Origin of the sequence: Streptomyces sp. NPDC020875 (assembly GCF_040641415.1) — a bacterium.
Classification (GTDB): domain Bacteria; phylum Actinomycetota; class Actinomycetes; order Streptomycetales; family Streptomycetaceae; genus Streptomyces.
Window position 1 is genome coordinate 39,840 of record NZ_JBFADP010000032.1, and the last position, 20,896, is coordinate 60,735.

The following is a 20,896-nucleotide window of genomic DNA, read 5'->3' on the forward strand; positions in this document are numbered from 1 at the left end:
ACGGTCAGGGCTGGGCGGTCAGGAAGGCCACCAGCAGTGGCACGGTCCGCGCGGGCGGTACCGCGTACCGGCCGCGCCCCGCGGTGTGCAGCCAGCCCGCGGCGGTGAGCTGGCGCAGATGGTGGTAGATCTGGCCGGATGTGCCGAGGCCGTCGAGTTCGGCCAGTTCGGCGGCGGTCCGGCGACCGCCGAGGATCTCCCGCAGCAGCCGGATCCGGACCGGATGGCCGAGGGCGGCGAGGCCGTCGGAGACCGCGGTCCAGTCCCGGTCCAGCAGGTCTTCGGTGAGCGCGCCGAACTGCCATTCGTACCGCTCGCCGGTGGGCAGCCGGACGTCGCCGGTGAAGAGCACTCCGCCGTCGGCGGCGCCGAGGACCGCGAGCCGTTCCTTGAAGCCGTTGAGGGCCCAGAAGGTGTCGCCGCCGTCGGTACCGGCGGCGGTGTCGGTATCGGTATCGGCCGGGGGCGCGGGCCGCCGCCCGGTCTCCCCCGTCTCGCGCCGTTCGAGTGCGGCCAGCCGGAGTTCCAGGTCCGCGACGCGCTGCTCCAGATCCATGACACCCATCCTACGTAGTTACGGAATTACGTGCAAACATTCTTCCGGGTCGCCTGCCTCACGCCCACGCCGCCCGCCGGGCACGCCGAAGCCCCCGCCCGCGAAAGTGCGGACGGGGGCTTCGGCGTCGTACGGAACGGGCTGCGGCCGGTCAGGCCAGCAGCGCCGGAATCGTCTCCTCGTGCGCGGTACGCAGCTCGGCCAGCGGGATCGAGAACTCCCCCTGCACCTCGACCGTGTCGCCGTCGACCACACCGATCCGGGTCACGGGCAGCCCGCGGGCCCCGCACATATCGGTGAACCGCAGCTCCTCGCTCCTCGGCACGGCGACCACGGCGCGTCCGGCCGACTCGCTGAAGAGCAGGGTGAAGGCGTCGAGACCGTCGGGGACGATCAGCCGGGCGCCGTATCCGCCGCGCAGACAGGACTCCACGACCGCCTGGACCAGACCGCCGTCGGAGAGGTCGTGCGCGGCGTCGATCATGCCGTCGCGCGAGGCCGAGATCAGGATCTCGGCCAGCAGCTTCTCCCGGTCGAGGTCGACCTTCGGGGGCAGTCCGCCGAGGTGGTCGTGGACCACCTGCGACCAGGCCGAGCCGCCGAACTCCTCGGCGGTGTCGCCGAGCAGATAGAGCAGCTGCCCCTCCTCCGCGAAACCGATCGGGGTACGCCGGGTGACGTCGTCGATCACTCCGAGCACCGCCACGACCGGCGTCGGGTGGATCGCCGTCTCGCCGGTCTGGTTGTAGAGGGAGACATTGCCGCCGGTGACCGGCGTACCGAGCTGGCGGCAGCCGTCCGCGAGACCGCGGGTGGCCTCGGCGAACTGCCACATCACGCCCGGGTCCTCCGGCGAGCCGAAGTTCAGGCAGTCGGAGATCGCGAGCGGCCGGGCGCCGGAGGCGGCGACATTGCGGTACGCCTCCGCGAGCGCCAGCTGGGCGCCCGTGTACGGGTCCAGCTTGGCGTACCGGCCGTTGCCGTCGGTCGCCAGCGCCACGCCGAGGTTGGTCTCCTCGTCGATCCGGACCATGCCCGCGTCCTCGGGCTGGGCGAGCACCGTATTGCCCTGGACGAACCGGTCGTACTGGTCGGTCACCCACGCCTTGGACGCCTGGTTGGGCGAGGACACCAGCCGCAGTACCTGCTCGCGCAGCTCGGCCGCGTCCGCCGGGCGGGGCAGCTTCGCCGCGTCGTCGGCCTGGAGGGCGTCCTGCCACTCGGGGCGGGCGTAGGGACGCTCGTAGACCGGGCCCTCGTGGGCGACGGTCCGCGGCGGTACGTCCACGATCTGCTCGCCGTGCCAGAAGATCTCCAGCCGCTCGCCCTCGGTGACCTCACCGATGACGGTGGCGATGACGTCCCACTTCTCGCAGATCTCCAGGAAGCGGTCGACCTTGCCGGGCTCGACGATGGCGCACATCCGCTCCTGCGACTCGCTCATGAGGATCTCCTCGGGCGAGAGGGTCGCGTCGCGCAGCGGCACGGTGTCGAGGTCGATCCGCATTCCGCCGGAGCCGGCGGAGGCCAGCTCGCTGGTGGCGCAGGAGAGCCCGGCGCCGCCGAGGTCCTGGATCCCGTCGACCAGCTTCTCGGCGAAGATCTCCAGGGTGCACTCGATCAGGAGCTTCTCCTGGAACGGGTCGCCGACCTGGACGGCGGGCCGCTTGGCCGGGCCGGTGCTCTCGAAGGTCTCGGAGGCCAGGACGGAGACGCCGCCGATGCCGTCGCCGCCCGTGCGGGCGCCGTAGAGGATCACCTTGTTGCCGGGGCCGGACGCCTTGGCGAGGTGGATGTCCTCGTGCTTCATCACACCGATGCAGCCCGCGTTGACCAGCGGATTGCCCTGGTAGCAGGAGTCGAAGACGACTTCGCCGCCGATATTGGGCAGGCCCAGGCAGTTGCCGTAGCCGCCGATGCCCGCGACCACGCCCGGCAGGACGCGGCGGGTGTCGGGGTGGTCGGCGGCGCCGAACCGCAGCGGGTCGACCACGGCGACCGGGCGGGCGCCCATCGCCAGGATGTCGCGGACGATACCGCCGACGCCGGTGGCCGCGCCCTGGTAGGGCTCGATGTAGGAGGGGTGGTTGTGCGACTCGACCTTGAAGGTGACCGCGTAGCCCTGGCCGACGTCGACCACACCCGCGTTCTCGCCGATCCCGACGAGCAGGGCGTCGTTCTCGGGGGCCTTCTCGGCGAACTGGCGCAGATGCACCTTGCTCGACTTGTACGAGCAGTGCTCGGACCACATGACCGAGTACATGGCGAGTTCGGCGCCGGTCGGACGGCGGCCCAGGATCTCGCGGATCCGGGCGTACTCGTCCTCCTTGAGGCCGAGTTCGGCCCACGGCTGGTCGGCTTCGGGCGTGCCCGTGGCGTGCTTGACCGTGTCCAGGCTCATGCTGCTGTTCCCTCTGTGTTCACAGGTCCGCCCGCGCTCACGCCGCGACCAGCTTCTTGATGACCGATGTGAAGAACGGGAGGCCGTCGGTGCGGCCGGTGCCGACCAGCGGCTCCACGGCGTGCTCCGGGTGCGGCATCAGACCGACGACATTGCCCTCGGCGTTGCTGATCCCGGCGATGTCGCGGAGCGACCCGTTCGGGTTGGTGCCCAGATAGCGGAAGGCCACCCGGCCCTCGGCCTCCAGCTCGTCCAGGACCCGCTCGTCGGCGACGTACCGGCCGTCGATGTTCTTCAGCGGTACGGAGATCTCCTGGCCCGGCTCGTAGTCGGAGGTCCAGGCGGTACCGGCGTTCTCCACCTTCAGGCCCTGATCGCGGCAGATGAAGTGGAGGTGGTTGTTCCGGAGCATGGCACCGGGCAGCAGATGCGACTCGGTGAGGATCTGGAAACCATTGCAGATACCGAGGACCGGCATGCCCGCCCTGGCCTGCTCGATGATCGTCTCCATCACCGGCGAGAACCGGGAAATGGCCCCGGCGCGCAGATAGTCGCCGTACGAGAAGCCACCGGCGAGTACGACGGCGTCCACCTGGTGGAGATCTTTGTCACGGTGCCAGAGGGCGACGGGTTCGGCGCCCGCGAGACGTACCGCCCGCAGACTGTCCCGGTCGTCGAGCGTGCCCGGGAAGGTGACGACTCCGATACGAGTTGTCACGACTCGTCTACCTTTACAACGAAGTCCTCGATGACGGTGTTGGCGAGAAACGTCTCGGCCATCTCATGGATACGGGCGAGGGCGGCGTCGTCGACCGGCCCCTCGACCTCCAGCTCGAAACGCTTTCCCTGACGTACGTCCGCGATCCCGTCGAATCCGAGGCGGGGCAGTGCGCGCTGCACCGCCTGTCCCTGCGGGTCGAGGATCTCGGGCTTGAGCATGACGTCGACTACGACGCGTGCCACGGGCACTCCCGGGGTGATGTGGTGCGAAGGCGGTCGTCACAGCGTACCCGGCCAAAAAATCTACTCGCGTAGATATCCGATCCGTCCCTGGTGGAAGCCGGGGAGAACACCTACAGAACACCCGGAACGCCATACCGGACACGGCCCTGAAGGCGGCGGTACGGACATCCCGGACGGCGACCTTGGAGCGAAGACCGGGGGAAGAACGGCACAAGACCCGGGGAAGACCTCGGGAAGTGCCCGGAAATCAAGAAGAATATCGCGATGTCTTTGCCGGGACGTTTGCCGGGACGGTACGGCCGGATTGCGCGGGTGTCACCCGGCCACCGGGGTCCGGTCCGGCGGCGGAACCGGGCCGGACCGCTCACGCCGGTACCGGGACCCGACCTCGCCCCCGACAACACGCGCGGACAATTGCGCGGGCTTCACAATGGGCCGTCGGCCGCTGTACAAAGGAATGCGTAACCCTCATTGCCGGAAAGTCGGTATCGCCACATCCGGAGCCGGAGAAGGCGGTCGGCTCACCCGTTTACCCGGCCGTCCGGCCGGGCAGCGTCTCGTGATGCGATACCGCGGGAAAGGACCGATATCCGTGGCTCAGAAAGTAGTGGTCGCGCTCTTCGACGACATCGACGGCGGAGAAGCGGCGGAAACGGTCTTGTTCGGTCTGGACGGAAAGTCCTACGAGATCGACCTCAATACCGCGAACGCGAAGAAGCTGCGGTCGGCCCTGGCGCCCTACCTGGCCGCGGGCCGCAAGCAGCCCGCCGGACGCCGGGGACGGCAGCCCAGGACCGCGTACAAGCACACGGCACTGGAGCCGTCCCCGGCCGCGGTCCGGGCCTGGGCGCACTCCAACAAGATGGACGTCCCGGCCCGGGGACGGATCCCGAAGGCGGTGTACGAGGCTTTCCGCGAGGCGAGTTGAGCCGGACGGCGGGGCTCCGGGGCGGGGCCCGGGTCCGGTTCTCCGGGCCGGGTTTCCGGGCGGGCTCTCCGGCCGCGGCTTCCGGCCGGGGCTTCCGGGCCGGTCGGGCACGCCGCCCCGGAGGTTCGCCGCCCGGGGCCGGCCGCGGCCGGGCGGGCGGTTCCGTCCGGCGCTTCCCGCTCCGGAGCCGGGGGTACGGCACCGGCCCTCCCGGACCCCTGACTCCGGGGCCCGGCCGCCGAGTTGCACGGACCCCCGGGGTGTCGGCTAAAGTCTGAACCACGCCGAGGGGCGAGGCCGAAAGGCCCCACCTCAGCAGCGTGCGGGTGTAGTTCAGTAGTAGAACATCCCCCTTCCAGGGGGAAGGCGCAGTGTGCAATCCCTGTCACCCGCTCTCATCACTGGCACCGACCACTCCGGTGGATCAGGTACAGTGGTGTTCGCACCGCCGGTGAAAGCCGGTCGGGAGCATGCGGACGTAGCTCAGTTGGTAGAGCGCAACCTTGCCAAGGTTGAGGTCGCCAGTTCGAACCTGGTCGTCCGCTCAGTGAAAGGCCCCGGTCGAAAGACCGGGGCCTTTGTCATTCCCGCACCGCTTTCCCCGCCTCCTCGTGATCGGCTCACGGCCGCCCGATGACAAATGTCATCGGGGCCCATGACAGCCCGCACTGCCGACGGCCCCCGGGGCGCGGAAATCTGGGTCCATGACCACAGACCAGTACGTGATCGCGGCGGAGGGCCTCCGGCGCAGCTACAGCGGCGGCTACGAGGCCGTCCGCGGAATCTCCCTCTCGGTGGCGCGCGGCGAGATCTTCGCCCTGCTCGGGACGAACGGCGCGGGAAAGACCTCGACGGTCGAGCTGCTCGAAGGGCTCGCGGCCCCCTCCGGCGGATCCGTACGCGTCCTCGGCCACGACCCGTACCGGGAGCGCGCCGCCGTCCGGCCCCGGATCGGGGTCATGCTCCAGGAAGGCGGCTTCCCCTCCGATCTGACGGTCACCGAGACCGCCCGGATGTGGGCGGGCTGCACCAGCGGGGCCCGGCCGGTCGCCGAGGCACTGGACCTGGTGGGGCTCGGGGCGCGGGCGAAGGTCCGGGTCAAGCAGCTCTCCGGCGGTGAGCGGCGGCGGCTGGACCTGGCGCTGGCGCTGATCGGCCGGCCCGAGGTCCTCTTCCTCGACGAGCCGACCACCGGTCTGGACGCCGAGGGGCGGCGCGACACCTGGGATCTGGTCCGGGCGCTGCGGGACACCGGGACGACGGTCCTGCTCACCACGCACTACCTGGAGGAGGCGGAGTCGCTGGCCGACCGGCTGGCGATCATGCACAACGGTGTGGTGGTCACCTCCGGCACCCCGGCCGATGTGACGGCCTCCCGCCCGGCCCGGATCCGGTTCCTGCTGCCGCGGGGCGTGGCCCCGGCCGTACTGCCGCTCTCGCTGCGGGCCGCGGCCGACGGCCGCCGGGTGGAGATCCGTACCCAACAGCTCCAGGAGTCGCTGGAGGAACTGCTCAGGTGGGCCCGGGAGGGCGGGCACCGGCTGGAGGGGCTGGACGCCAGGGCCGCCTCGCTCGAAGAGGCGTTCCTGGAGATCGCGCAGACGGAAATGGCGGGTGTGTGAGATGGCGACGGCACAACTGACGGACGGGACCGGGGCGCGGAGTACGGCGGTGGGCCGGCTGAGCGCGCTCGGCCGGGCCGAACTGACGCTGCTGGTACGGAACCGGGCCGCGCTCTTCGTGGCGCTGCTGCTGCCGCTGGCGATGGTGCTGGCGATGCAGTCGTCGCTGAAGGAACTGGACCTCGGCAAGATAAAGATGAGCCTCGCGGAGGCCGCGGTCATCGGCGGTACGGGCTTCATCCTGCTGCTGGTGATCCATGTGAACCTGGTCTCCGCCTACGTGGCGCGGCGCGAGGAGCTGGTCCTCAAGCGGCTGCGGACCGGTGAGATCTCCGACCGGGAGATCCTGGCCGGGACGGCGCTGCCCGCCGTCGGGCTGGCGCTCGCCCAGGTACTGCTGCTGGTCGCGGCGTCGATCGCGCTGCTCGACGTCGGCGCCCCGAAGCGGCCCGATCTGCTGCTGGCCGGGGTGGTGCTGGGGGTCGTACTGCTGGTGGCACTGGCCCTGGTGGTGTCGGCGGTGACCAGGACCGTGGAGAGCGCGCAGCTCACCACGATGCCGGTCTATCTGGTGTCGGCGCTGGGCTCCGGGCTCTTCGTACCCCTGGAGCTGATGCCGGAGAAGGTGGCGTCGATCGCCGAGCTGCTGCCGATGACCGGGGTGATGACCCTGATCCGCGACGGCTGGGTGGGGGCGTCCGACGGCAAGGACCTGCTGGGGGCGGCGCTGACCGCCCTGGCGTGGATCGTGCTCTCGGTGTTTGCTGTGAACCGGTGGTTCCGCTGGGAGCCCCGTCGCTGACCAGCAGCTTCAGGGAGGGTTCCGTGCGGGTCAAGGGCTGGACCGGGCGCAGTGGGCTCGCCAAGGTCGACATCTACAGCCGGGGCACCGTCTATACGGTCTACTGGGCCACGGCCCTGGTCTTCATCCTGATGATCGTCACCCGCCCGGTACGGGAGAACGCCCCGGTGGTCGCCGGGTTCGGGCTGCTGACCGGGCTGGCGTCGGCGGTCGTCGGCGCCCGGCTGCTGCGCCGCGCGATGGACTCCTACCTGGGGCGGGGCGAGGTGTCGCGGCGGCTGCTCGTCGCGGGCGCCGCGCTCGCCACGACGAACACCGCCCTCGGCGTCGGCCTGGCGGTGGCCGGTTCGGTCGACCAGCTCGACGAAGGGGTGGCCTATCTGATCGCCGGGGGGCTGCTGCCGTTCCTGACCGCCCACAGCCTGCTCGTACCGGCCAGGACGACGGTTCTCGTCCACGCCGGGGCGCTGATCACGATCGTGGCGGTGCTGGCGGTCGACGGCTACTCCCTGGCCGAGCTGGTCCCGATCACGATCGCGGCCGGGTTCCTGACCGGCTGGCTGGCCTTCACGGCGATCGCCTCGATCTGGCTGCTGAAGATCATGTGGGAGGTGCGGGACGCCCGGGACGTCCAGGCCCGGCTGGCGGTCGCCGAGGAGCGGCTGCGGTTCGGGCGGGATCTCCATGACGTCCTGGGCCGGAATCTGGCGGTGATCGCGCTCAAGTCCGAGCTGGCGGTGGAGCTGGCCCGGCGCGGCCGTCCGGCGGCCGTCGACCAGATGACGGAGGTCCAGGAGATCGCCCGGAATTCGCAGCGGGAGGTCCGCGAGGTCGTCCGGGGCTATCGGGAGGCGGATCTGCGGGTCGAGCTGGAGGGCGCGCGGTCCGTCCTGGGCGCGGCGGGTATCGCCTGTACGGTCGTCGCCGACGAGCTGCCGGAGCGGCTGGCGGGCGAGGCCAGGTCGGCGCTGGCGTGGGTGGTGCGGGAGAGCGTGACGAACGTACTGCGGCACGGGGATGCGCGGCGCTGCACGATCTCCGTGGGGCTGGTGGAGCAGACCGTGGTCCTGGTGGTGGAGAACGACCGGGCGGACGCCCCGTCGCTCCGGCCGGGCGGCGGTGGTTCCGGGCTCGCGGGGCTGCGGGAGCGGCTGGCCGCCGTGGGCGGGACGCTGGCGGCGGACCGGGTACGGGGTGCCAGGTTCCGGGTGACGGCACGGGTACCGCTGGCGGGTGCGCCGGAGGGTCGCGGTGCGGAGGCCGGGGCGGACGCGGGTTCCGGTGGTGTCGGTGGCGCCGGTGGTTTCGGGGACGTACCGCCGGGTGGGACGGGGGCGGATGAGCCGGTCCGGCTCCGTGGCCGTGGGCCCGGGGACGCGGCGGAAGCGGCACCAGCACCACCAGAGACACCGGCATCGGCATCGGCCGACGTTGACGTTGACGCCGCGGCTCTGGTGGCGGGGCGTACGAGGCCGGAGGGGGACGCGTGACCGTCCGCGTACTGCTCGCCGACGACGAGCATCTGATCCGGGGCGCGCTCGCCGCGCTCCTCTCCCTCGAAGACGATCTGGAGGTCGTCGCCGAGGCCGCGTCCGGGCCCGAGGCGCTCGCCATGGCCCGGACCCACCGGCCCGATGTCGCCGTGCTCGATCTCCAGATGCCGGGCGCCGACGGTGTGAGTGTCGCCACATCGCTCCGTACCGAACTCCCCGGCTGCAGAACCATGATCGTCACCAGTCACGGGCTGCCCGGCCATCTGAAGCGGGCCCTCACCGCCGGGGTGCGCGGCTTCGTGCCCAAGACGGTCAGCGCCCAGCGGCTGGCCGAGATCATCCGTACCGTCCACGCCGGAAACCGCTATGTCGACCCCGAGTTGGCGGCGGACGCGATCTCCGCCGGGGACTCCCCGCTGACCGCCCGCGAGGCGGAGGTGCTGGAGCTGGCGGCCGACGGGGCGCCGGTCGCGGAGATCGCCCGGCGGGCCGCGCTCTCGCAGGGGACCGTACGGAACTATCTGTCGTCGGCCGTCTCCAAGCTCGGGGCCGAGAACCGGCACGCGGCGGCCCGGCTCGCCCGCGACCGCGGTTGGGTATAGTTGGCAGCGCGCCGAAGGGCGTGGCGCGGACGTAGCTCAGTTGGTAGAGCGCAACCTTGCCAAGGTTGAGGTCGCCAGTTCGAACCTGGTCGTCCGCTCAAGTGAAGGCCCCGGTCGGAAGACCGGGGCCTTCGTCGTACCGCTTTCCACCTTCGTCGTACCGCTTCCGCTTCCGGGTCCCGGGGCGCCGCCCGAACCCGTGCAGTCGCGCCGGGCCGGGCGGTCGGGATGCCCCGGTCAGAACCAGGTGGTGCCGGTCAGGATCTCGTACGCCTCCAGGTACTTGGCCCGGGTCGCCTCGACGACCCGCTCCGGCAGCGGCGGCGGAGGCAGCTCGCCCTTGCGGTCCCAGCCGGATTCGGGGGACGTCAGCCAGTCCCGGACGAACTGCTTGTCGAAGGACGGCTGGGCGCGGCCCGGGGCCCAGCGGTCGGCGGGCCAGAACCGGGACGAGTCGGGCGTCAGTACCTCGTCGGCGAGGACCAGGGCGCCTCGGTCGTCCCGGCCGAACTCGAACTTGGTGTCCGCGAGGACGATGCCCCGCTCCCGGGCGATGTCCCGGGCCCGGCCGTAGACCGCGAGCGTCGTCTGGCGCAGCAGGGCCGCCGTCTCGGCGCCGACCCGGCGGGCGACCTCCTCGTAGGAGACGTTCTCGTCGTGGTCGCCGACCTCGGCCTTGGTCGCCGGGGTGAAGATCGGCGCGGGGAGTTCGGAGCCGTCGGTGAGCCCCTCGGGGAGGGCCAGCCCGCAGACCGTGCGGCTCTCCTGGTACTCGGCGAGCCCGGAGCCGGTGAGATAGCCGCGGGCGACCGCCTCGACCGGGATCATGTCGAGGGACTTGCAGACCAGGGTGCGGCCCTCCCAGTCGGCGGGGGCGCCGGGCGGGAGTTCGGTACTGAGGACGTGGTGCGGGACGAGATCGGCGAGCCGGTCGAACCACCAGAGCGACAGCCGGGTCAGGACCCGCCCCTTGTCGGGGATCTCGGTCGGAAGCACCCAGTCGTAGGCCGAGATGCGGTCGGTCGCGACCATCACGAGCTCGCCCGCGTCGTTGCGGTACAGCTCCCGCACCTTGCCGGTGTGGAGATGGACCAGCCCCGGCACCTGTGGCGCTTCGGGCTTTTCGACGAATCCGGACACGGTTGCTCCTCGTGGTTTCCGACGTGCGTGGTTCCGATTCTCTCAGCCCGGCCCCGGACGCTCACGGGGCGGTGCGCGGTCGCGCGCCGGTGGCGGGGTCAGTCCCGTTTGCAGATCCGGTCGAGGAGGTTGGCCGTGGCCCGCTGGACCCGGGCGTCGACCCGGCCGGGCCGGTCGAGCGCCGGGGACCAGGCGGAGGTGCCCGAGGCGAAGACCAGGGCCCCGGAGGGTGCCCGGTACAGGGACGTCTCCTGGTGGCGCCGGACCCCCGCCGGATCCGCGTACGGCGAGTGCGCGAGCAGGATCCGGCCCCGGTGCTCGGGCAGCGACGTACGCGGGAAGTAGCGGTCGGCCTCCCCGGCGACCAGGCCGGGCAGTTCGTCGCCCTCACCCGCGCCGGTGGCCTCCCAGAGCCAGTGGTCCGCGTTCCGTACGACCAGGGGGCGGGGTTCGGGGACCCGGCCCTCGTACTGGATGCCGAGCAGCAGCTGCTCGGCCCGGTCCGTGTCCCGCCAGAGCGCCGGTCTGCCGGGACCGCGGCGGTCGCGCCAGGTCAGCAGCCGGTCCGGGGCGCCGGAGGCGGAGGCGGCCAGCTCGGACTGGCGGGAGAGGGTGCCCGCGGAGAGGAAGACGAGGGACGTCCCGGCGTCGCGGGCGGCCTCGGCGGCCCGGCGCATGGGGACGGTCCAGTACGCGTCGGGGCCGGGGAAGACGAGGCCCCGGTAGCGGCCGGGGTCGATCCGGCCCGCGTGCAGATCGCGGCCGTCGGCGTAGGCGAGGTCGTAGCCGTAGCGCTCGGCCCAGCGGATGACGTCGTAGGCGTGCCCGGCGAGCGGCGGGAGGCCGGAGCCCGCGTACGGCCGGTCGAAGGAGACCGTGGTGATCTCACCGGCTCCGGGCTCGCCCGGCGGCGGTCCGGGAAGGGCGGGGGAGCCGAGGGAGCCGGGGGGGCCGGGGGGGCCGGGGCGGGCCCCCTGCGCCGACGCCGCGGCCGGGGCGGGGTGCGGATCGCGGTCGTCACCGGCGTACGGGTTCCGGGCCTGCCAGGTGAGATCGGGGATCAGCAGCAGCAGATCGGCGGGGCGGTCGTCGCGGACCGTGAAGGGGATATGGGCCCGGTCGCCGTCGGCGGTGGTCAGAACCGCGATATGGGCGCCCGGGGCCCAGGACGACGGGACCTTCAGCCGCCAGGAGAGCCACCAGTGATGGCAGGAGACGGTACGGCCCGCGGCCAGCGGCGGCGGCTGGACCAGTCCGGGGAGCCTGGGACCGGTCGCGATCTTGTCGGCGCCCCGGCCCGCGTAGTGCCCGACGCGGTAGACATCGGCCTGGAACGGCCGGGGCGGATCGACGGTGATGTGGAAGTCAAGGGTCCCGCCCGGGGCGACCGGGCCGTTGGAGACGAAGCCGCCGATCCGCCCCCGGGGGCCGGCCGGGGCCCGGGGCGCCCGGCCGCCCAGCCCCCGGTCGGGATCGGCGTACCAGGGGACGGCCCAGCCGGTGTCGTCGTCACGGGAGCCGTACCGCGAGGCATGCGCCCCGCCGGTGGACCCGCCGTTGGATTCACCCGTGGATTCGCCGGTGGTCCCGGGTCCCTCGGATCGCTCGGGCCCCTCGGCCCCCGTGTCCCGCATGCCGTCGCGCCCTGCCCCTCTTCGTACGCACCCGTACGCCCCGTACGCCGCGCCCGTGCACTGATCCGCCGTGGCCGCTCCGGGGGTGGACACACCGGTATCGACCCGCCCGGTGCGCTCCGCGCCCCGTCGCCGGACGGGCCGCGTCCCGGTACACCGCGTGCCGCGTGCCGTCCACCGGACGAGGGCCCAGCACATCACATTACGCGCTCGCACTGTCACCCTTCGTCGCGAGAATGTCCCCGGACGAGCGGTGGGCGGCCGGTTTCCGCCGGGCGGCGCGGGGGAAGGGCGACGCGGCGGCCGTACGGACCCGGGGCCGGTACCGGGCCTCTACGGGCGTACGGAGCACCGGGCTCACGGCCCCGGACCGCCCCGGACCACCTCGTTCGGCGCAACAACGCGGGCCGGGGCGGCGGGACCGGGGCGGGGCCGGGGACCGTACGTCAGACGAGGCGTACCGGCTTCTCCGTACGGATGCCGTTGGCGGCGAGCCAGGCGCGCAGCGGCCCGGGGTCGCCGTCCTCCGTGAGGGTGAGGACCCGGGAGGCCAGATCCGCGCGGCGCTCCCCGTGGAAGAGCAGGGCGGGGCCGTCGAGCCAGTCGAGACCGGGGCGGGCCCCGGCGGTGTCGACGGCGGCACAGCACACCATGGCGGTGACATGGTCGGCGAGCAGCTCCCGGCCGGTGCGCGGGGGCTGGAGGGGGAAGAGGGGCAGCGGGTCGGCGCCCCAGCCGTGGGGCGCCTCGACGGCGCCCGGCCCCGAGCGGTCCCCCGGGGCGCCGGAGCGGGCCGTCCGGTCGGCCTCCTCCCGGGCGACGGCGGCGCCGATGCCTTCGGCGAGCCGGTCACCGGCCTCCGGTCCCGGCCCGGTGAGCCGGGTCAGTACGCGCTCCAGGGTCGGCCCGGCGGCGGGCGCCGCCTTCTGTTCGTCGAGGACGCGGTGGAGCCGGGCCGCCTCCGTCCGCCACTTCCGGTCCACGACCTCCTCCGGATACTGCCGCCAGTCGACGGGCGACCAGTCGGGTCCCGGCGCGGCCGGGCCGCCGTGGAAGAGCCGGGCCGCGAGCAGGGACGCGGCCTCGTCCATGGCGCCCGGCTCCTCCAGCAGATCGCAGGCGGGCCGCTCGCCGAGACGGGTGGCGAAGCCCTCCGCGAGCCGGTCGCGGCGGGACAGCTCGGTCAGGGCGGAGACCACCCCGGCGTCCAGCCGGGCGGGCCAGCGGCCCATCCGCCAGGCGGGCAGGGCGACCCGGGTGAGCAGCCGGTCCCAGCCCGCGTAGGCGAGGCCGACCTGCTCCTGGGCGACGATCCGCAGCCCGTAGTCGACGTCCTGGGCGCGCTCGGACGCGGCGGCGGCGACGCCCCGCTCCATCTCGGCGGCATGGGTCCGGCAGGCGCGCAGCAGCAGCCGGGCGACGCGGGCGACGAAGCCCAGCACGAGCACCCGGGGAAGACCGAGCAGACCGCGCAGCAGCCGTATCCACCCGGTTCCGCTCCGGCCGGTCCCGGCCCGGGCGGGGGCCTGGGAGGCGACCGCCCCGGCGGACCACGCCGTCCCGGCGGGCCGGGTGCCGAGGGCGACCGCGGCGTCCAGACCGCGGACGAAGCGGCGCGCCCCGGCTATGTCGGGCTGGGCCGCGGACGCCGTGCCCGCCACCACGGGCGCGAGCAGGGCCCGCAGCTCGGCGACCCGCATCCACCACAGGAACGGCGACCCGATGACCAGCACGGGCGCCTCGGGCGGCCGGTCCCGGTCGGGATCCGGGCCTGCGGGCGGCCGGACCGCCCGCAGTGGGCGGTGCGCCCGGTGCGTACGGTCCTCCAGCCAGCTGTCGCAGTCGGGGGTGAGCGCGAGCGCGGAGGGCGCGGGCACTCCCAGCCGGTCGGCCAGCTCCCGGACCAGGCGGTAGAGGTCGGGGGCCGCGCTCTCGGGGATCTCGACAGTCGGGCTGAGGGCGGGTCTGGCCCGCGCGATCACCGCCGCGACACCCAGCGCCACCACGCCCACCACGAGCGCTACGGCCAGCGCGGCGGTCCGGGCGGTGTCCCAGCCCGGACCCCGCATATGGCCGGTGTTCCCGCCCGCGAACAACACCACGGCGACGGCCGCGGGCAGGATCGCGACCGCGACGGCTCTGCCACGGATCCGCAGCACGGCCAGCGCCCGTGAGCGCGCGGCCCGCGCGCCGATCGACATCGACTCACTGGTCCCGGTAATGGACACGGCCGGTCCTCACCCCCTCTGCCCCGCGACGGTGTGGGTGGTGCACTCCACCCACTGTGGCACCCGCCACCGACATCGCAATGCCGGTGGGCCAAGTGCCGGAACGCCTCCGCCGCACCATAGTTGGGGCGATCGCGGGCGTCATCCGGATGGCCGAGCGTCACCCGATGGAATGGCTTTGGTCAAAGGTGATGACGAATGAGCGGAGAGTGTGAGTTCCCCGTGGAGATGGCGTGAATACGCCAACTCGCACCCGGCCCCGGATCCGGGCGGATTCCCGCTGTGACCAGCGGGTCGGGGGCGGCGGAGAGTGCCGTACGAGACCGGCTTCGGCACCCGGGACGGAACCGTCGGCGCCGGACGAACCGGGCCCCGGGGCGGGGCCGTACCGCCGCTCCGGGCGGAGCGGACCGCACCGGCCGCGGCCCGTCCCCCGGCCCCGGACCGGCCGTCCCACCCGCAACGGAACCGGGGCGGGAAGGAGGACACGAGCCCCTTCCCGCCCCGGCTCCGACCGTCACGGCGGTGTCATGAATGTGCACGGGCAACGCCCGCATCGCCGCATCACGCCCGGCACATCCGCCGCATCCGGCGTACCGAGCACACCGGCCGCGCCCGGCTCCGCGGCCACGTCCGTACGTCTCCGCGTACCGCCGCGTACGCGCATCCGCCGACGCGCTCACGGACGGCCCCGGCCACCGGTACGCCCGTGGACGTACCGGCGGGTCCGTCCGCGTCGCCACGCGTCTACGACGCCTCGGCGGCCGCCCCGGCGATGTCCGTACGGTGGTGGGAGCCGTCGAGCCGAATCCGGCCCACGGCCGCGTACGCGCGCTCCCGCGCCTCGCGCAGATCCTTCCCCGTCGCCGTGACGGAGAGCACCCGGCCGCCCGCGCTGACGACGTCGTCGCCCTCGCGGCGGGTCCCGGCGTGCAGGACGTAGGCGTACGGGGCGTCCTGGTCCGCGACGTCCGCGAGGCCGCCGATCGGGTCGCCGGTGCGGGGCGTGTCCGGGTAGTTGTGGGAGGCCACGACCACGGTGACGGCGGCGTCCTCGTGCCAGCGCAGCGGCGGCGCGTCGGCGAGGGTGCCCTTGGCGGCGTGCAGCAGCAGCCCCGCGAGCGGGGTCCGCAGCCGGGCCAGGACGACCTGGGTCTCCGGGTCGCCGAAGCGGGCGTTGAACTCGATGACGCGGACGCCGCGCGAGGTGATCGCGAGGCCCGCGTAGAGCAGCCCGGAGAACGGCGTGCCACGGCGGCGCAGCTCGTCCACCGTCGGCTGGAGGACGGTGTTCAGTACGTCGTCCACGAGCTTGGGGTCGGCCCACGGCAGCGGCGAGTAGGCGCCCATGCCGCCGGTATTGGGGCCCGCGTCGCCGTCGAGGGCGCGCTTGAAGTCCTGGGCGGGGGTGAGCGGGACGACCGTCTCGCCGTCGGTGACGGCGAAGAGGGAGACCTCCGGGCCGTCGAGGTACTCCTCGATGACGACCCGCTCGCAGACGAGGGCGTGGGCGCGGGCGGCGGCGACGTCATCGGTGACGACGACGCCCTTTCCGGCCGCGAGGCCGTCGTCCTTCACGACGTACGGGGCGCCGAAGGCGTCGAGGGCCTCGTCGATCTCGGCGGCGTTCGTACAGACGTAACTGCGGGCGGTCGGTACCCCGGCCGCCGCCATGACGTCCTTCGCGAACGCCTTGGAGCCCTCCAGGACGGCCGCCTCCCGGGAGGGGCCGAAGCAGGGGATCCCGGCGGCGCGCACGGCGTCGGCGACCCCGGCGACGAGCGGCGCCTCCGGGCCCACGACGACGAGACCGGCGTCCAGTTCGCGGGCGAGCCGGGCGACGGCCGCGCCGTCGAGCGCGTCGACGGAGTGCAGCTCGGCGACCTCGCCGATGCCCGCATTGCCGGGGGCGCAGTGCACAGCGGTGACGTCGGGGTCGAGGGAGAGAGAGCGGCACAGGGCGTGTTCGCGGGCGCCGCCGCCGATGACGAGGACCTTCACGGGCGCCAGCCTAACCGCCGCGGGCGCCGGAGCCTGTACGGCCCTCCTAAGACCGGGGTCTACTCATTCGTATATTCCTCCAGGACGGTGGCGCCCAGCTCGCGCACGATCAGGTCGTGACCGGAGAGCGCGGAGTCCACCAGATCGGGGTCGTCGTCCTCCGGAACGTCGTCCTCCGGAGCGACCGGCGGGGGCCCCGCGTGCTGCCGCGAAGCGGCGGAATCCCGTGCGGGCGCGGCCTGCGGCGGCCCGTCGCCGGACTGCGGGGCCGGGGGCCGCTGCGCTACGGCCGCGGGGGCGGGGGCGCTCGGCGCGGCCTGGGGGGCACTCCGGGGCGCGGCCGGGGGCGCCTGGGGCGGGCGTCCGCCGCCGTAGCCACCACCACCGGAGCCGCCGGTGCCACCGGTGCCGCCTCCGCCGCCGTATCCGGCGCTGCCGGGGCCTCCGGCGCCGCCGGTGGGATCGACGATGGCCTCGATCTTCCAGTGGACGTTGAACTGCTCGGAGAGCGCCTGGCGGAGCACGTCCTCACTGCCGCTGCCCGCGAAGTTGTCCCGGGCCCCGGGGTTGAGGAAGCCGATCTGGAGGGTCGTCCCGTCGAACCCCGCGACCTGGGCGTTCTGGCTCAGCAGGATCCAGGTGAAGCGCCGCCGGTTCTTCACGGCCTCCAGGATCGACGGCCACATGTTCCGTACCTGGGCCGCGCCCTGCGCCATCCCGGCCGAGGGCGCCTGCGCGGCGGGCTGCCCCTGCGGGGCGGGCACCGGGGCGGCGGGGGCCGCGGCGGGAGTGGCGGGAGCGGCGGGGGGCCTGGCGCCCTCCCCGGGCGCGGCGGCGGTCGGCCAGCCACCGGGCCGCCGCGCGCCGCCGCCGTCACCGGGCGCGGCGGCACCGGGCCAGGCACCGGGCCTCGCCTGGGCCTGCGCGGGCTGCTGCGACTGGGGCTGCGGCGGCTCGGCGACGGGCGGCGCTACGGGCTCGGCCGCGGGCGGCGCCACGGGCTCGGGAACGACGGGCGCCGGGGCGGCCCGCGGAGGCGTATGCGCGGCGGCCTCGGGCCCGGGGACGTACCCCATCGCCGGACCGGGCGGGCCCGCCGGTCCCGGCTGGAACACGGCACCCGCGGCGGCGCCCCGCTCCAGCCGGTCGAGCCGGGCCTGCGTCGACCGCTCGTCGTCGAAGGCGGCGGGCAGCAGCACCCGGGCGCAGATCAGCTCCAGCTGCAGCCGGGGCGAGGTCGCCCCCCGCATCTCCGTAAGACCGGTGTTGACCAGGTCGGCGGCCCGGCTCAGCTCGGCGGCGCCGAAGACGGACGCCTGGGCGGCCATCCGCTCCACGACATCGGCCGGGGCGTCGATCAGCCCCTTCTCGGCGGCGTCCGGCACGGCGGCCAGGATCACCAGATCACGGAGCCGCTCCAGCAGATCGGCGACGAACCGCCGGGGGTCGTTCCCCCCCTCGATGACCCGGTCCACCACCTCGAAGGCCGCGGCCCCGTCCCCGGCGGCGAAGGCGTCCACCACGGCGTCCAGCAGGGACCCGTCGGTGTACCCGAGGAGACCGGTGGCCATGGCATAGGTCACACCCTCCTCGGTGGCACCCGCCAGCAACTGGTCCATCACGGACATCGAGTCCCGCACGGACCCGGCCCCGGCCCGCACCACCAGCGGCAGCACCCCGTCCGCGACGGGGATCTTCTCCTGCCCGCAGACCTGGCCCAGATAGTCCCGGAGCGTCCCCGGCGGCACCAGCCGGAACGGGTAGTGATGCGTCCGCGACCGGATGGTCCCGATGACCTTCTCGGGCTCCGTGGTCGCGAAGATGAACTTCAGATGCTCCGGGGGCTCCTCGACCACCTTCAGCAGGGCATTGAAGCCCTGCGGGGTGACCATATGGGCCTCGTCGATGATGTAGATCTTGTAGCGACTGCCGGCCGGCCCGAAGAACGCCTTCTCCCGCAGGTCACGGGCGTCGTCCACACCGCCGTGCGACGCCGCGTCGATCTCGATCACATCGATCGACCCCGGCCCGTTCCGCGCCAGGTCCCGGCACGACCGGCACTCCCCGCACGGCGTCGGCGTCGGCCCCTGCTCACAGTTCAGACAGCGGGCCAGAATCCGCGCACTGGTCGTCTTCCCGCACCCGCGCGGCCCGCTGAACAGGTACGCGTGATTGACCCGGTTGTTCCGCAGGGCCTGCTGCAACGGGTCGGTGACATGCTCCTGCCCGATGACCTCGGCGAAGGACTCCGGGCGATAGCGGCGGTACAACGCAAGCGACGACACACCTACGAGGCTATCGGTCCCCACCGACAACCGTCCCCCACGCACTCCCCCACCAACGCAAGCGCCCCCCACGCACCCGCCAGAGCCGACCTACCCTTGCTGCCTTCCGGCCCTGGGGGAGTTCAGTCAGATAGCGCCACGTGAGGGGCTCCGCACACAGTACCCGATCGGCGGGGGCGGGAACGAGTTCGCGAGCACTCCCCAGCGTCTTGTATTGTTTGCCGCGGAGGATTCGCCTAGTGGCCTAGGGCGCACGCTTGGAAAGCGTGTTGGGGGCAACCCCTCACGAGTTCGAATCTCGTATCCTCCGCCAGTGCCTCACCGGGCACTAACGTCGAAGGCCCCCGCCGCAAGGTGGGGGCCTTCGACGTTTCTCCGTCCCGGCCTGCGCCCGTGACCCGCTCGACCGGAGGCGCCACCCCACGCCCGCCGGTGCCCAGGCCGGCCTTCCCTGGCCCCACTCTCGTCCACAACCACGCTCACCGCCTCGAAGATCGAAGCCGGCGTCCACATGATCGCTTCTCGTGATCTCCGCCAAGGCCGAGCAGAGAGCCCTTTGAAGATATACTCGATACACGAGTTGATATCTCAGGAGGTGCATGGATGAGCCGCACAGTGATCGACCTGGACGACGAGTTGCTTGCCGACGTGGCACAGGCGCTGGGAACCAGCACCAAGAAGGAGACGGTCAATACCGCCCTGCGGGAGGTGCTGGAGAACCGGCGCCGGGCTCTCGCTCTGGCCCGGCTGCGCGCGGCGGCTACCGACGGCGGCTTCGACCTGGACGTCTTCGACGACAAGGGGAGCTACCGGCGGTGAGCGCGGCGCAGTTCCTGATCGACACCAGCGCGCTCGCCCGATTCCTTCGCGGGGACGCCGAACAGTACGGCTGGGACCAGGCAGCGGCAGCCGGACTCATCGCGACCTGCCCCATCACCGAACTGGAGTTCTTCTACGGCGCGCGATCAGACGACGATCGCGCCCGGGGTATCGAGGACATGCGGATGATCTTCGGCTGGGTCCCCGTCGACGACCGCGCCTACGATCGCGCCTGGCAGGTCCAGGAACTGCTGACCAGGCGCGGACAGCACCGCAGCGCCGGTGCGGTGGATCTCGTCGTCGCCGCCACAGCGGAGCTGCAGGGCCTTACCCTCCTGCACCGCGACCGCGATTTCGACCGCATCGCCGCTGTGACCGGTCAGGCCCTCCAGTGGTTCGGCCCCGAGGCGGGCAAATGAACACGGCCTCGCGTGGTCTCAGTTCTGGTCTCGTTCAGCGGCGTTCAACAGGGTTCGCGGACACCTCAGCTCCTCACTCCGCCAAAGGTCAGGACATGCACGAACCTCTCTGAACACCATTGGGGACAGTTGGAAAGCGTGTTGGGGGCAACCCCTCACGAGTTCGAATCTCGCATCCTCCGCCAGTGCCGCACCGGGCACCGACGTCGAAGGCCTCGCTGCTCGCAATGGGGCCTTCAACGCTTTCCGGGCCCATCCCCACCCAGCGCTGGTAAGGCGTTGAATACACGGAGTATGGTCGGTTGTATGGCGACGAAGAAGGTGACCGTGACAATCCCTGAAGATCTCCTGGAGGAGATCCGGGGGGAGGCCTCCGAGCGGGGCCTGTCGGCGTATGTGGCCGAAGCGCTGCGCTTCAAGCGTGACCGCGATCGGCTCGTCGAGCTCGTCGACTGGCTGGAGGAGGAGCACGGGCCGGTCACGGCGAGCGAAATCGCGGCGGCACGCGACGAACTGGACGATCTCGATGCCGAGCACGCGCGTCGCGCGGCCGGACCGGACCGTGCGGGAGAAGCGGCGTGAGGAAGCGGGGCGGTGATCGCGATCAGCGGTTGCGCGTTTTCGTGCTCGACAGCGAGGCCCTGTCGCTTGCCGTGCGCGGGGATCGGATGATGATCGCCCGGCTCAGGCTGGCCGCTGATGGTGAGGCCGAGGTGGTGACCTCTCCCATGACACTCGTCGAGGCATACGACGGCAGAACCACCGAGCAGCGCTGGGACTGGGTCCTCTCCCGTATCACCGTGGCCGAGATCGGGAAGGACGAGGCGCGGCAGGCCCGTCGGCTCCTGGCGGACGCGGGGCTGCACGGTCACAAGTACGCGATCGACGCCGTGCTCGCCGTTGTCGCGCGGCAGCGGAAGGGCCAGGTCACGATCTTCACCTCCGACGTGGACGACCTGGAGCGGCTGGTCCCCGACAGGATCGTCGTCAGAAAGGTGTGATC

At 72.7% G+C, this 20,896-nt stretch carries 18 protein-coding genes, 4 tRNA genes and 1 other RNA gene; 13 read left to right on the plus strand and 10 right to left on the minus strand.

All coding sequences use genetic code 11. The annotated features are described in order from the left end of the window. Nucleotides 1-4: 4 nt before the first annotated feature. The 4 genes from AB0G74_RS19715 to purS all read right to left on the minus strand — a co-directional run bounded on the left by AB0G74_RS19715 (nucleotide 5) and on the right by purS (nucleotide 3,920). Complete coding sequence (locus tag AB0G74_RS19715) at nucleotides 5-556, minus strand: winged helix-turn-helix domain-containing protein (protein ID WP_361147894.1); 552 nt, start codon at nucleotides 554-556, stop codon at nucleotides 5-7. Nucleotides 557-707: 151 nt separating this feature from the next. Further along, nucleotides 708-2,957, minus strand: a complete 2,250-nt coding sequence (gene purL / locus AB0G74_RS19720) for a phosphoribosylformylglycinamidine synthase subunit PurL (RefSeq protein WP_361147896.1) — start codon at nucleotides 2,955-2,957, stop codon at nucleotides 708-710. Between the two features lie 37 nt (nucleotides 2,958-2,994). After that, nucleotides 2,995-3,675, minus strand: a complete 681-nt coding sequence (gene purQ, locus AB0G74_RS19725; RefSeq protein ID WP_361147898.1) for a phosphoribosylformylglycinamidine synthase subunit PurQ — start codon at nucleotides 3,673-3,675, stop codon at nucleotides 2,995-2,997. Continuing rightward, entirely contained in the window at nucleotides 3,672-3,920 is a 249-nt protein-coding gene (purS, locus tag AB0G74_RS19730; protein WP_006348228.1) for a phosphoribosylformylglycinamidine synthase subunit PurS, read from the minus strand. The genes purQ and purS overlap by 4 nt, the downstream gene beginning before the upstream one ends. Before the next feature lie 592 nt (nucleotides 3,921-4,512). On the opposite strand from purS, the gene AB0G74_RS19735 reads away from it, so the two are divergent. From AB0G74_RS19735 to AB0G74_RS19770, 8 genes are all read left to right on the plus strand, one after another. Then, nucleotides 4,513-4,848 carry an Lsr2 family protein gene (locus AB0G74_RS19735; protein ID WP_358828044.1) on the plus strand — a complete coding sequence of 112 codons (336 nt, stop codon included), beginning with the start codon at nucleotides 4,513-4,515 and terminating at the stop codon, nucleotides 4,846-4,848. A 322-nt stretch (nucleotides 4,849-5,170) separates the two neighbouring features. After that, nucleotides 5,171-5,242, plus strand: a tRNA-Gly gene (locus AB0G74_RS19740). Nucleotides 5,243-5,320: 78 nt separating this feature from the next. Then, nucleotides 5,321-5,393: transfer RNA gene (locus AB0G74_RS19745), tRNA-Gly, on the plus strand. 159 nt (nucleotides 5,394-5,552) lie between these two features. Continuing rightward, the gene (locus AB0G74_RS19750; protein WP_361147901.1) at nucleotides 5,553-6,470 is read left to right on the plus strand and encodes an ABC transporter ATP-binding protein; all 918 of its coding nucleotides are present in this window, start codon (nucleotides 5,553-5,555) and stop codon (nucleotides 6,468-6,470) included. Between the two features lies 1 nt (nucleotide 6,471). Beyond that, the gene (locus AB0G74_RS19755) at nucleotides 6,472-7,272 is read left to right on the plus strand and encodes an ABC transporter permease (protein ID WP_361147903.1); all 801 of its coding nucleotides are present in this window, start codon (nucleotides 6,472-6,474) and stop codon (nucleotides 7,270-7,272) included. Between the two features lie 23 nt (nucleotides 7,273-7,295). Further along, on the plus strand, nucleotides 7,296-8,762 hold the full coding sequence (locus AB0G74_RS19760) for a histidine kinase (protein ID WP_361147905.1): 1,467 nt from the start codon (nucleotides 7,296-7,298) through the stop codon (nucleotides 8,760-8,762). Next, nucleotides 8,759-9,367, plus strand: a complete 609-nt coding sequence (locus AB0G74_RS19765) for a response regulator transcription factor (RefSeq protein WP_361147907.1) — start codon at nucleotides 8,759-8,761, stop codon at nucleotides 9,365-9,367. The genes AB0G74_RS19760 and AB0G74_RS19765 overlap by 4 nt, the downstream gene beginning before the upstream one ends. Before the next feature lie 25 nt (nucleotides 9,368-9,392). Next, a tRNA-Gly gene (locus AB0G74_RS19770) sits at nucleotides 9,393-9,465 on the plus strand. 139 nt (nucleotides 9,466-9,604) lie between these two features. On the opposite strand, the gene AB0G74_RS19775 is transcribed toward AB0G74_RS19770, so the two are convergent. The 6 genes from AB0G74_RS19775 to ffs form a co-directional block, all read right to left on the minus strand. Next, on the minus strand, nucleotides 9,605-10,507 hold the full coding sequence (locus AB0G74_RS19775; RefSeq protein ID WP_361147909.1) for a phosphoribosylaminoimidazolesuccinocarboxamide synthase: 903 nt from the start codon (nucleotides 10,505-10,507) through the stop codon (nucleotides 9,605-9,607). 98 nt (nucleotides 10,508-10,605) lie between these two features. Beyond that, complete coding sequence (locus AB0G74_RS19780; RefSeq protein ID WP_361147912.1) at nucleotides 10,606-12,141, minus strand: N,N-dimethylformamidase beta subunit family domain-containing protein; 1,536 nt, start codon at nucleotides 12,139-12,141, stop codon at nucleotides 10,606-10,608. Between the two features lie 446 nt (nucleotides 12,142-12,587). Then, nucleotides 12,588-14,342 carry a hypothetical protein gene (locus tag AB0G74_RS19785; RefSeq protein ID WP_361147978.1) on the minus strand — a complete coding sequence of 585 codons (1,755 nt, stop codon included), beginning with the start codon at nucleotides 14,340-14,342 and terminating at the stop codon, nucleotides 12,588-12,590. Between the two features lie 774 nt (nucleotides 14,343-15,116). Further along, nucleotides 15,117-16,370: a phosphoribosylamine--glycine ligase gene (gene purD, locus AB0G74_RS19790; RefSeq protein WP_361147914.1), complete on the minus strand. Its 1,254-nt coding sequence runs from the start codon at nucleotides 16,368-16,370 to the stop codon at nucleotides 15,117-15,119. 59 nt (nucleotides 16,371-16,429) lie between these two features. Further along, nucleotides 16,430-18,655 carry a DNA polymerase III subunit gamma and tau gene (locus AB0G74_RS19795; protein WP_361147916.1) on the minus strand — a complete coding sequence of 742 codons (2,226 nt, stop codon included), beginning with the start codon at nucleotides 18,653-18,655 and terminating at the stop codon, nucleotides 16,430-16,432. A gap of 54 nt (nucleotides 18,656-18,709) precedes the next feature. Next, nucleotides 18,710-18,808: signal recognition particle sRNA small type (gene ffs / locus AB0G74_RS19800), an RNA gene on the minus strand. Between the two features lie 72 nt (nucleotides 18,809-18,880). Here ffs and AB0G74_RS19805 point away from each other — a divergent pair. The 5 genes from AB0G74_RS19805 to AB0G74_RS19825 all read left to right on the plus strand — a co-directional run bounded on the left by AB0G74_RS19805 (nucleotide 18,881) and on the right by AB0G74_RS19825 (nucleotide 20,894). Then, nucleotides 18,881-18,968, plus strand: a tRNA-Ser gene (locus AB0G74_RS19805). A gap of 290 nt (nucleotides 18,969-19,258) precedes the next feature. Next, entirely contained in the window at nucleotides 19,259-19,474 is a 216-nt protein-coding gene (locus AB0G74_RS19810) for a type II toxin-antitoxin system VapB family antitoxin (RefSeq protein WP_361147918.1), read from the plus strand. After that, nucleotides 19,471-19,893: a PIN domain nuclease gene (locus tag AB0G74_RS19815; RefSeq protein WP_361147920.1), complete on the plus strand. Its 423-nt coding sequence runs from the start codon at nucleotides 19,471-19,473 to the stop codon at nucleotides 19,891-19,893. Before AB0G74_RS19810 ends, AB0G74_RS19815 begins: the two co-directional genes overlap by 4 nt. A 306-nt stretch (nucleotides 19,894-20,199) precedes the next feature. Next, complete coding sequence (locus AB0G74_RS19820) at nucleotides 20,200-20,475, plus strand: CopG family transcriptional regulator (RefSeq protein ID WP_361147922.1); 276 nt, start codon at nucleotides 20,200-20,202, stop codon at nucleotides 20,473-20,475. Continuing rightward, nucleotides 20,472-20,894 (plus strand): PIN domain-containing protein, encoded by a 423-nt coding sequence (locus tag AB0G74_RS19825; protein ID WP_361147924.1) that lies wholly within the window; start codon nucleotides 20,472-20,474, stop codon nucleotides 20,892-20,894. The genes AB0G74_RS19820 and AB0G74_RS19825 overlap by 4 nt, the downstream gene beginning before the upstream one ends. The last annotated feature ends 2 nt before the right edge of the window (nucleotides 20,895-20,896 follow it).

Coding starts and splice junctions, on each gene's coding strand:
- AB0G74_RS19820 (WP_361147922.1), top strand. CDS start 20,200: ATGGCGACGAAGAAGGTGACCGTGACAATCCCTGAAGATCTCCTGGAG.
- purL (WP_361147896.1), bottom strand. CDS start 2,957: ATGAGCCTGGACACGGTCAAGCACGCCACGGGCACGCCCGAAGCCGAC.
- AB0G74_RS19785 (WP_361147978.1), bottom strand. CDS start 14,342: ATGTCGATCGGCGCGCGGGCCGCGCGCTCACGGGCGCTGGCCGTGCTG.
- AB0G74_RS19755 (WP_361147903.1), top strand. CDS start 6,472: ATGGCGACGGCACAACTGACGGACGGGACCGGGGCGCGGAGTACGGCG.
- AB0G74_RS19750 (WP_361147901.1), top strand. CDS start 5,553: ATGACCACAGACCAGTACGTGATCGCGGCGGAGGGCCTCCGGCGCAGC.
- AB0G74_RS19715 (WP_361147894.1), bottom strand. CDS start 556: ATGGATCTGGAGCAGCGCGTCGCGGACCTGGAACTCCGGCTGGCCGCA.
- AB0G74_RS19810 (WP_361147918.1), top strand. CDS start 19,259: ATGAGCCGCACAGTGATCGACCTGGACGACGAGTTGCTTGCCGACGTG.
- AB0G74_RS19780 (WP_361147912.1), bottom strand. CDS start 12,141: ATGCGGGACACGGGGGCCGAGGGGCCCGAGCGATCCGAGGGACCCGGG.